This is a genomic window from Delftia sp. ZNC0008 (assembly GCF_000799035.1).
GTDB classification, from domain to species: domain Bacteria; phylum Pseudomonadota; class Gammaproteobacteria; order Burkholderiales; family Burkholderiaceae_C; genus Comamonas; species Comamonas tsuruhatensis.
On the sequence record NZ_JTKZ01000399.1, the window covers coordinates 1 to 547 of the forward strand.

The 547-nt window shown below is 67.5% G+C and carries 1 protein-coding gene; it reads right to left on the minus strand.

Going from position 1 to position 547, the window contains the following annotated elements; all coding sequences use genetic code 11:
• Positions 1-547 (minus strand): portal protein (locus L995_RS33835; RefSeq protein ID WP_047472239.1); only part of this gene is annotated, 547 nt, incomplete at both ends.

A 547-nucleotide genomic window follows, 5' to 3' on the forward strand; every position in this document is an offset into this window, starting at 1 on the left:
CACCACCGAACGGTCCTCGGTGACGGCATCGCCCTCGATGATCACCGTCTTTTCCTTGGCGCCCAGGTCCTGGACGATCATGGACAGCAGCATCTCGCCCATCAGCGTTCGCGCGCGGCGGAAGTTGCCCATGATCTCGCCCAGCGCCTGGTTGGCCTGCTCCAGCTGAGTGCGTTCCTGCAGGCCGCTGGTGGCGTTGCCGCGCTGGCCGGTGAATGCCGCTGGCGCCGCGGACAGCTGCTCGAAGACCGCGCGGCAGTCGTTCATGAGCTGGTGCTGCTGCTCGGTGAGCTGCACGTCTCGCTTGACCTCGAAGCGCGCGCCAGGCTTTGCCATGTGCTCCTGGTCCAGCACCACATGGGCGTTGCGCCGGCCGATCGTGCGCCGCAGGACCGCGTCCGGCATCTGTGTCGCGCCCTTGGTGTTCTCGACCCGGTAGGCGGACAGGCCCCAGCGCATGAGCGCCGTGCCGCTGTTCAAGCTGTCCTGCTGGTAGATCAGCCCGCGCACGTAGCCATAGGGCACGCGCGTGGAATCCTCGCGGAAG